This window comes from Flectobacillus sp., assembly GCF_049240685.1.
In the GTDB taxonomy this organism is placed as follows: domain Bacteria; phylum Bacteroidota; class Bacteroidia; order Cytophagales; family Spirosomataceae; genus Flectobacillus.
Map to the genome: position 1 here is coordinate 1 of NZ_JBMLSD010000495.1, position 8,655 is coordinate 8,655.

General features: G+C 37.3%; 9 protein-coding genes. 6 read left to right on the top strand and 3 right to left on the bottom strand.

Features of this window, described 5'->3' with window-relative positions; translation table 11 throughout:
* Positions 1-157 precede the first annotated feature (157 nt).
* Complete coding sequence (locus ACOVQ4_RS22830) at positions 158-1,078, top strand: SPFH domain-containing protein (protein WP_421822892.1); 921 nt, start codon at positions 158-160, stop codon at positions 1,076-1,078.
* 34 nt (positions 1,079-1,112) lie between these two features.
* On the opposite strand, the gene ACOVQ4_RS22835 is transcribed toward ACOVQ4_RS22830, so the two are convergent.
* Entirely contained in the window at positions 1,113-1,865 is a 753-nt protein-coding gene (locus ACOVQ4_RS22835) for an alpha/beta fold hydrolase (RefSeq protein WP_421822893.1), read from the bottom strand.
* 64 nt (positions 1,866-1,929) lie between these two features.
* Positions 1,930-2,913 (bottom strand): cation diffusion facilitator family transporter, encoded by a 984-nt coding sequence (locus ACOVQ4_RS22840; RefSeq protein WP_421822894.1) that lies wholly within the window; start codon positions 2,911-2,913, stop codon positions 1,930-1,932.
* Positions 2,914-3,188: 275 nt separating this feature from the next.
* Between ACOVQ4_RS22840 and ACOVQ4_RS22845 the strand changes: the two genes are divergently transcribed.
* From ACOVQ4_RS22845 to ACOVQ4_RS22865, 5 genes are all read left to right on the top strand, one after another.
* A complete protein-coding gene (locus ACOVQ4_RS22845; RefSeq protein ID WP_421822895.1) occupies positions 3,189-3,737 on the top strand; it encodes an NUDIX domain-containing protein in 549 nt (182 codons plus the stop codon).
* 53 nt (positions 3,738-3,790) lie between these two features.
* Entirely contained in the window at positions 3,791-4,405 is a 615-nt protein-coding gene (locus tag ACOVQ4_RS22850; protein WP_421822896.1) for a LysE family translocator, read from the top strand.
* Positions 4,406-4,407: 2 nt separating this feature from the next.
* Positions 4,408-5,547 (top strand): glycerate kinase, encoded by a 1,140-nt coding sequence (locus ACOVQ4_RS22855; protein WP_421822897.1) that lies wholly within the window; start codon positions 4,408-4,410, stop codon positions 5,545-5,547.
* A complete protein-coding gene (locus ACOVQ4_RS22860; protein ID WP_421822898.1) occupies positions 5,540-6,133 on the top strand; it encodes a Crp/Fnr family transcriptional regulator in 594 nt (197 codons plus the stop codon). The genes ACOVQ4_RS22855 and ACOVQ4_RS22860 overlap by 8 nt, the downstream gene beginning before the upstream one ends.
* 71 nt (positions 6,134-6,204) lie before the next feature.
* Positions 6,205-6,768, top strand: coding sequence for a DinB family protein (locus tag ACOVQ4_RS22865; protein ID WP_421822899.1), 564 nt, complete (start codon positions 6,205-6,207; stop codon positions 6,766-6,768).
* 270 nt (positions 6,769-7,038) lie between these two features.
* Here the strand turns inward: ACOVQ4_RS22865 and ACOVQ4_RS22870 are convergent, their stop codons facing one another.
* Entirely contained in the window at positions 7,039-8,586 is a 1,548-nt protein-coding gene (locus ACOVQ4_RS22870; protein ID WP_421822900.1) for a GH3 family domain-containing protein, read from the bottom strand.
* Positions 8,587-8,655: the final 69 nt, after the last annotated feature.

Sequence of the window (8,655 nt, forward strand, 5' to 3'; positions counted from 1 at the left end):
CCTGTTGCCTCTTTTCCTTTTGCCCAAAACCCACAACTACCCAAAAGTTTAATAATTACAAGAATAATTTTGACTTTGCATTTTTTTCTGTAAAATTGATACAGCATCCTACTGAAGGTAGAGCAGGCTGTTTTTTTTAACCTATAATTTTACAAATATGACCTTTTTGTTATCACTACTACTGATTGCCTTGCCATTGGCCTTTCTTTCGTTTGCTGTAGTCAACCAAGGAACAGTGGCGGTTGTTACCATTTTTGGTAAATACCAGCGTATTATGACCCCTGGTTTGAATTTTAAGATACCTTTAATCGAAGCTATTTTCAAACGGATTTCTATCCAAAGTCGTTCGATTGAGTTAGAGTTTCAGGCAATAACCTCCGACCAAGCCAATGTGAATTTTAAGGCTATGTTGGTGTATGCTGTGATGAATCAGGAAGAAGAGACTATTAAAAACGTTGCCTTCAAATTTATGGATGAACGCTCTTTTATGCAGGCGCTTATTCGTACAATAGAAGGAACTATCCGAGCATTGGTGGCTACCAAACGACAAGCAGAGGTGCTTGGTTTGCGCAGTGAAATTGTGATACAAGTGAAAGAACAAATCGATAATACCTTAGAAACTTGGGGGTATCACCTTATCGATTTGCAATTAAACGACATTGCATTCGACGATGCGATTATGCGTTCGATGGCTCAAATTGTAGCCTCAAACAACCTCAAAGCAGCTGCCGAAAATGAAGGTCAAGCCTTATTGATTACGAAGACAAAGGCTGCAGAAGCAGAAGGTAATGCCATTAGAATTGCGGCGGAGGCCGAAAAAGTAGCAGCCCAATTGCGTGGGCAAGGGGTAGCACTTTTCCGTGAGGAGGTGGCAAAAGGTATGGCCGAATCGGCAAAAGTAATGAAGGATAATCAATTAGATGCCTCCCTGATTCTTTTTTCGATGTGGACAGAGGCAATCAAGCATTTTGCCGAACAAGGTAAAGGAAACGTTATTTTCCTTGATGGTTCGACCGAAGGAATGGAAAAAAGTATGAAGCAGCTTACCGCTTTGCAGCAGGTGAAAGACTTGAAATAATTCAGGAATTAGCGCTTAGACATTTGTCTAGGCGCTATTGTTTTAAGAGAAGTTCTTTAAGCAAATCCTTTCTTTCGGCCGTAATTAGGTGCCCATTTTCTGGTAGAAAGATAAATTTTTTAGGGGCGTTTGTAAGCACAGAGTCGAGATATGCACCGTTTTTTGTGTCGATTATCCAATCTTTGCCTCCTTGTAATATGGTCACAGGACAGTGAATTTTCTCCCATTCGGGTTCGATTTTTAAGAGTTCTTCACGGTGAGCAAATTTTTCTTCACTTGCTTTATTGATAAAATAAGGTAAAAAAGCCTTCACAAAACCCGTATTTACGGGCTTCGAAAACCACCAAAATTTCTCGAGATTAGGAGCGCAAGCTGGTGAAACCAAGTATAACTCTTTCACCATTTCTGGATATTTTATCGCCATTTTGGCTGCGATGGCTGCACCATACGAACGCCCAAGAATAGTAATGTCAAAATCCTTAAATTGCGAGAGGAGCGCATGAAAGGCCTCTGCTTGTGCGCTTATGCCAGCTATTTTTCGATCAGAATGATTGTAACCAAATCGGTCTGCAACTATCACTTTGTATTTTGTTAGCAGCAGACTGTCGTTGAGATAGTCCTTATACCCAAACCACGCACCTGGAGCACCATGAATTAAGAAAAGTATTTTGTGGGATTGGTTATTGGATTGAGCATAAAAGATTTTTTTCTCTTGGAATACAAGCGTATCAAAGATAGGTCTTGGAGGATGAGACGTATAATATTCGTCTATTTGATTGTTACTCATTCTAAAACTCTGCAGGCAACCGCTCAAACCGATTATTATGCCGAAGTAAGCGAATACAAAATAACTAGATGCTTTCAATGAAATGCTTTTGGTTAAGAGATAAATTGACTTGATTCCATTCGATATGCTTTGTGACGGGAAATTGACGGATTGGACAATCACTAACTTTGCAATAATAACAACAATCATCCAAACAAGGGTCTGCATGAATAAATATTTCTACATCTGACTGAAATTCAGCGCTAAGTATTTCTTCAAATTCATGAACATTGCTGTGTACAAGTTCCAAATTATAATATCGTGGTAGTGTGATATGACAGTCAATATGCAAGTCAGCACCATAGTGTTGGATACGTAAGTTGTGAATATCAATCCACTCAGATTTCTTGTTATTTTTCAGAATATCTACTACTTTTTCCAAGGTTTCTTGGTCGGTTTCATCCATCAAACCACCAATAGACTTTCGTATAATTTTTACACCGCTCCATCCCATATAGCTCGCAAAAATTACCGAGGCTACTCCATCTATCCATGCCGATTTGGTGAAGACAACTATTCCAACAGCTATAATCAAAATAATCCCACTTTGAGCATCCAATTTGAGATGTTTGCCATCGGCAATTAAGGTAGGAGATTGATATTTAATTCCTTCTTTTTCGATATAATATCCTAAAATCCAATTGATGATAACACCTGAAATAATAATACCAAGCCCTAAAGGTAAATCTTGTAAAGGTTGCGGATTAAAGAAGTTTTGTACAGCGTGAAATATGATAAAAATACTTGCTAAAACAATAAGAACACCTTCCAGACCCGCCGAAAAGAATTCAATTTTGCCATGACCATAAGGATGGTTTAAATCTTTGGGCTGTGAAGCCAGATAAATCGCATAAAATGCAAATCCACTCGCAACTACATTGATAATCGATTCAAGAGCGTCTGTCAATATTGCACTCGAATAGGTCATGTAATAAGCTATAAACTTAGTAATCATCAACAGCGTGCTTACGACAAAAGACGCTAGTATGACTTTGTATTTAGGAGACATTTTAAAGGGATTTAGGATTCCTGTGATTGTTTTCCCGAATTTTATTTAAGTAACAGATTCTAAGATTCACGTTGAGCGGAATCTTTTTTGATAATACAAATACCGATAACTAATAATTTCCTCTTCAGCCTAAATCAGAATCCAGCTATTGAGAGTTTTTTTATTAGAGAAAAATAAAGGGAATGATTTACAAAACCCAATGATTTTAGGATTAGTTCAAATAAATCGTGAAATTTCTTGTTTTGTATCTCATCTTCTTACTCTACCTTTGTGAAATGACAAAAGAAAAAAATCCTTGGACCAAGACTTCTTCTACCCAAGTATATGATAACCCATGGGTAAGTATTCGACATGAAGAAGTTATTAAACCTAACGGCGAACCAGGCATATATGGTGTAGCACATTTTAAAAATAAAGCCATCGCAATTGTACCACTTGACGAAGAATTAAATACTTGGCTTGTGGGACAATACAGATATCCCCTTGAGGAATATTCTTGGGAAATACCAATGGGAGGAGGTCCTCATCACGAAGAAAGTCTTGATTCGGCTAAAAGAGAACTCAAGGAAGAAACCGGAATAGAAGCAAAGACCTGGACAAATCTTGGTCGTATTCATACTTCCAATTCGGTAACAGATGAGGTCGGTTTTATGTATTTAGCAGAAAATCTAACTTTTGGTGAGTCTGAACCAGACGATACTGAGATTTTGAAAATTCAAAAGGTTAGTCTATCCAAAGCCGTCGAAATGGTAATGAATTCGTCTATAACGGATTCATTGAGTATTGCAGCTTTATTGAAAGTAGCGAGATTGAAAGGAATTTAATGTAAAATTATGTGATTGGGTCAAATCTCCCATTCTACCTATACGTTTTTTGTATGATAATAGCAGCAATTTTTGGTTTTTTATATGGTTTTATTCTTTGTTTTACGTTTGGTCCAGCCTTTTTTCGATTAATTCAAACTAGTATCGATAATGGTTATAAAAGTGGAATGTTGATAGCCTTGGGTGTAACTGCCGCTGATGCTATTTTGATGTTTTTAGCAGTATTTGGAACGGCTTTTTTACCTCAAATCGACAATTTTGACATGTATTTGTCTGTGGGCGGTGCGGTCTTGTTGATAGGGTTGGGGCTCATTAGTATTTTTAAGCAACAACCTCAGCTGGTTTATCCTAAAACAAAGTTTGGTACAGTCCTCTATTATTTTACATCAGGATTATTCCTAAACCTTTTGAACCCTTCTAATTACATTGCAGTATTTGGTACCTCGACTTATTTGAAAGGTGCTCAACGTTTTGATTTGGAGCAAATTATTGTTTTCTTTTGTTTGAGTCTCGTGGCAACTATGCTCGCAGAATCGCTCATTTCATATTATGCACATAAAATGAAAAAAGTGCTTACTCCCAAAATCATAACTCGTATTAATCAAATTGCTGGTTTGGTTTTTATTGGGTCGGCCATGGCTATTTTATATAAACAGTTTATGATTTAACCATGAAAATCCTCATTGCTTGTGATTCATTTAAAGATGCCCTTCCTGCCACAGAAGTCTGTAATGCACTTGCCAAGGGTATTTATTCATCCTTTCCCGAAGCGCAGATTATTCAAAAGCCTTTGGCCGATGGGGGAGAAGGAACCCTTGCCGTTTTGCAAGCCGTACTGAATGGTACTTATGAGTTTGTTCAAACTTTTGACGCCCTTCATCGTCCTATCTTAGCCAATTATCTTTGGATAGCCCCACACCACACAGCTATAATCGAAATGGCAAAAGCCTCGGGTCTTGAGTTACTTGAGCGAGGGGAAAGAAATGTAATGAAGACTTCTACTTATGGAACGGGTGTTTTATTGAAGCATGCGCTTGACAAAGGGGCAAAAAGGATATTCTTGACCGTTGGAGGTAGTGCTACAAACGATGCAGGAATGGGAATGGCAAAAGCATTAGGCTATGAGTTTTTGGATGAAAAAGGAAATAGTTTAGAGCCCTCAGGAGAAAACTTAGGGAAAATAGCTATCATTAATTCAGATAAAATAGATAAAAGAATTAATGCCACCGAATTTTATATAGCCACAGATGTCATAAACCCTCTTTTTGGTGAAAATGGTGCAGCTCGTGTATATGCACCTCAAAAGGGAGCTAGTGCAGAACAAACCGACTTGTTGAATTCTGGTCTGGAGCATATTCATCGATTGTTTAAACAAATATTTTCTGTAGATACCCAAAAGATAGCTGGTTCGGGTGCTGGTGGTGGTATGGGTGCAGGAGGTATTTGTTTTTTGAATGGAAAAATCATTTCGGCGGCTCAGTGGGTTTTCGACACGATTGGTTTGTCAACCGCTGTGGAGCAAACTGAAATTGTTATTACAGGTGAAGGTCGGATAGATAGTCAATCTTTTCAAGGGAAAGTGCTTTCAGAAGTTTTGAATTATGCAAAAAAACATCAGAAACCTATTTATGGCATAGCTGGACAGGTTCAAGAACTAGATAGTCTTTTGGAAATACCTGAGGTGGTATATGTAAGTGCAATTCAGACAGGGCCACAAACGCTCCTTGATTCTATACAAAATTGTCGTGAATTGCTGTATAAGAAGGGCAAAGTAATTGGAAAAATGCTTAAAACTTTTCATCGTGGATAATCCAAAGGAATCATATCGTTTGTTCGAAAAAACCGTAGAAACGTTTGGGATTCTTACTGCTGAAGAATTAAGAAAATTTTATGAATTATTCAAACCAATAAGTTACCCTAGAAAATCAGTGTTAACAGAATCTGGTTCTACCGAAAAATATCTATATTTTGTACAAAAAGGTGTTCAACGTATTGTTTATCAAGATGATATTGGACATGAGGCTACGATTCTTTTTACTTATCAAGGTAATTTTGGAGGCGTTCTAGACTCCATGCTTACAGGCCGAGCGACGCCCTACTCCTACGAAACTCTCACTAAATCTAACTTGCTGCGTGCTCCTATCAGTGAAGTACGAAATTTAGGTAAAGCCTATCCTGCAATTAATCAATTATTGTTTGAAGGTTTGCTATTTGCTTTCGGCGGTTTGCTCGAAAGATTGGTTGAAATACAATGTTTTTCTGCAGAAGAAAAATTTAGAATATTGTTGAAAAGAAGCCCTCATATTCTTCAAATTATTCCTCATAAATATTTAGCCAATTACATTGGAATTGATGCCACCAATTTCAGTAAGCTTCTTAATTCCGTCAAATTGTGAATCTTAGAAAATACCAAGATTTATCATTGTTGGTATTTCTACCTTTGTCCCGAAATCAATTTTTTTTAAAAATGACATTAACCTATTTTGATACAAAGGAAGAATTACTTTGTTTTTTGACGCAACTCGCAGAAAAACAATTGAATGAGGTGTTGCAATGGCGAAAGTCAATCGATGCAGGAAACCTGCTGAAGCCCAGCGAAACAGGTGGGTGGAGTGTTGTCCAATGTTTAGCGCATCTCAATGCCTACAGTGATTATTATTTGCCAAGTTTTCGAGAAAGAATGTTTTCTCAAAAACAATTTCCTCAAAACCACCCGATAAAATCTACTTGGTTGGGCAAATTGGCAATCAAAAGTATGCATCCCTTTACTGGCAAAGGCAAGTTTAAGGCAATGAAAGGCTATATTCCTTCGTCCGAACTTCCAGCTTTTGAAGTGCTAGATACTTTTATTTTACATCAAAATAATCTTTTGGAAATTCTCAAGCTTGCTCAAAACTATCAACTCAATCAAATAAAAATCCCTATCTCCATTGCCAATTATTTGTCTTTGAAATACTGTGATGCGCTGTACTTTTTGATTATTCACCAAGAAAGACACTTGCTTCAAGCTGCAAGGAATTTGATAAAATGAGCTTTGGAATCATGAAAGTTTGAGCTACAGAGAGACTACGCTTTGAAATTGGCGATTGACAGATATTTTGGTGGATTCATCAATCATGTTTCAGCCCGAATTTTTAGATTGGGATTATCTTCGAAGTTTTCATCAAAAAAAAGGCGGTCGAAAAATAATTTCCGATCGCCTTTTTGATGCTATCATGCTAGATTTTCAATCAGCCAAGACACTTTCTTTGCGTCTCTACTGTGGAGATACACATCACTTATTCACTAAATAAGGGATAGCCTATTTTTCTTTCGACAAGAAATTTTCCCAATCCTCAATTTGTTCTTTTTTCTTTATCACCCTAGGAAACTTATTTTGGCCACCAGTTTTACCCTTTGAAGCCAAAAAGTCGTAGAAAGTTTCTGCTGGTAACACATGAACTTTCATTTCTCGAAGTGCGTGCTTTCTTTCAACAGGATAGTCGTCGTTGATTTCACAGAGTGTTTTATCAATAAATACTTGTAAATCTTCCTCTTTAACATAATCCTTCGTACCTACATACCAGTGATGTGCAAAGGTAGATTCTACTTTTTTTCCTACTACTGTAAATTCGCGAATATCAATATTGAAATGTTTGGACGCTAATTCGATAGCTTTATTCATATTATCAACGGAAAGGTGCTCGCCACAAAGACTTAAAAAGTGTTTAGTTCGACCTGTGATAACTATTTCAGCATTCTTTTTATTGGTAAATTTGATTGTATCGCCAATCAAATATCGCCAAGTGCCCGATACCGTCGAAATCAGTAAGGCATATTCTTTCCCTTCTTCTACCTCGTCAATCATGAGTGTTTCGGGACGCTCAACCATAACCCCGTCAGCGTCGAAATTATTTTCATTGAAAGGTACAAATTCAAAGAAAATGCCATTATTTAGCACCAAACGCATATCGCTGTTAGGATGCGTTTGATAAGCTAGAAAGCCCTCAGAGGCCAAATAAGTTTCAATATAAGTGATGGGTCTACCCAAAAGTTTTTCAAAACCCTGTTTGTATGGTTCAAAACTAACCCCACCATGACAGAAAACTTCTAAGTTTGGCCAAATATCATGAATATTGTTGACACCATATTCCTTGATAATTTTTTCCATTAAAAGTTGAATCCAAGCAGGAACGCCCACGATAAATCCGATATCCCAGTTTTTGGCTTGTTTTGTGATTTTGTCCAACTTTTCGCTCCAATCCTTGGTTGCGGCAATTTTTTTACCAGGTTTGTAAAAACGTTCAAACCAGAAAGGAATTTTTCCAGCGGTAATCCCGCTCAAATCACCCTCAAAATGCTGTCCCATGTTTTGTAATTCGGTGCTTCCTCCAAGCATCAAATACCCCTTTTCGTACAATTGAGGAGGAAGGTTTTTATAAGCACTCAAGGATAAAATCTGGCGGATAGAAGTTCTATGGATAGCCTTCACCATATCTTTTGTAACAGGAATGTGCTTTGAAGCCGCCTCAGAAGTACCCGAACTCAAGGCAAAGTATTTGACTCTACCTGGCCAAGATACGTTTTTCTCGCCTGCGTGCGCCTTGTACCACCATTCACTATACATTTTGTTGTAGTCATAAACAGGTACTTGGTTTTTGAATTTTGTATAATATTCTTTATCATCCGAAAACAAGGCTGCATTCATGATATCCTCAAAGTTGTATTTGTCACCAAATTGAGTAAATCTTGCTTTGTTGAGCAGCTTAACTAAAGTCTTTTTTTGAAGTTTGGCATGATTAGTTTTTTTACGTTGAATCACCGCAGTTAAACCGATACCTTTTTTGAGTAGATTACCAACTATTGCCATAAAAGAGTAATTTTTTACAGAGAAAATGGATTGTTGTATAGATTCTTAAATCTTGAGAATAAATTAAGT

Excerpts from the sequence above, each read along its gene's own strand:
- ACOVQ4_RS22830 (WP_421822892.1), top strand. The coding sequence starts at position 158 with ATGACCTTTTTGTTATCACTACTACTGATTGCCTTGCCATTGGCCTTT.
- ACOVQ4_RS22835 (WP_421822893.1), bottom strand. The coding sequence starts at position 1,865 with ATGAGTAACAATCAAATAGACGAATATTATACGTCTCATCCTCCAAGA.
- ACOVQ4_RS22840 (WP_421822894.1), bottom strand. The coding sequence starts at position 2,913 with ATGTCTCCTAAATACAAAGTCATACTAGCGTCTTTTGTCGTAAGCACG.
- ACOVQ4_RS22845 (WP_421822895.1), top strand. The coding sequence starts at position 3,189 with ATGACAAAAGAAAAAAATCCTTGGACCAAGACTTCTTCTACCCAAGTA.
- ACOVQ4_RS22850 (WP_421822896.1), top strand. The coding sequence starts at position 3,791 with ATGATAATAGCAGCAATTTTTGGTTTTTTATATGGTTTTATTCTTTGT.
- ACOVQ4_RS22855 (WP_421822897.1), top strand. The coding sequence starts at position 4,408 with ATGAAAATCCTCATTGCTTGTGATTCATTTAAAGATGCCCTTCCTGCC.
- ACOVQ4_RS22865 (WP_421822899.1), top strand. The coding sequence starts at position 6,205 with ATGACATTAACCTATTTTGATACAAAGGAAGAATTACTTTGTTTTTTG.
- ACOVQ4_RS22870 (WP_421822900.1), bottom strand. The coding sequence starts at position 8,586 with ATGGCAATAGTTGGTAATCTACTCAAAAAAGGTATCGGTTTAACTGCG.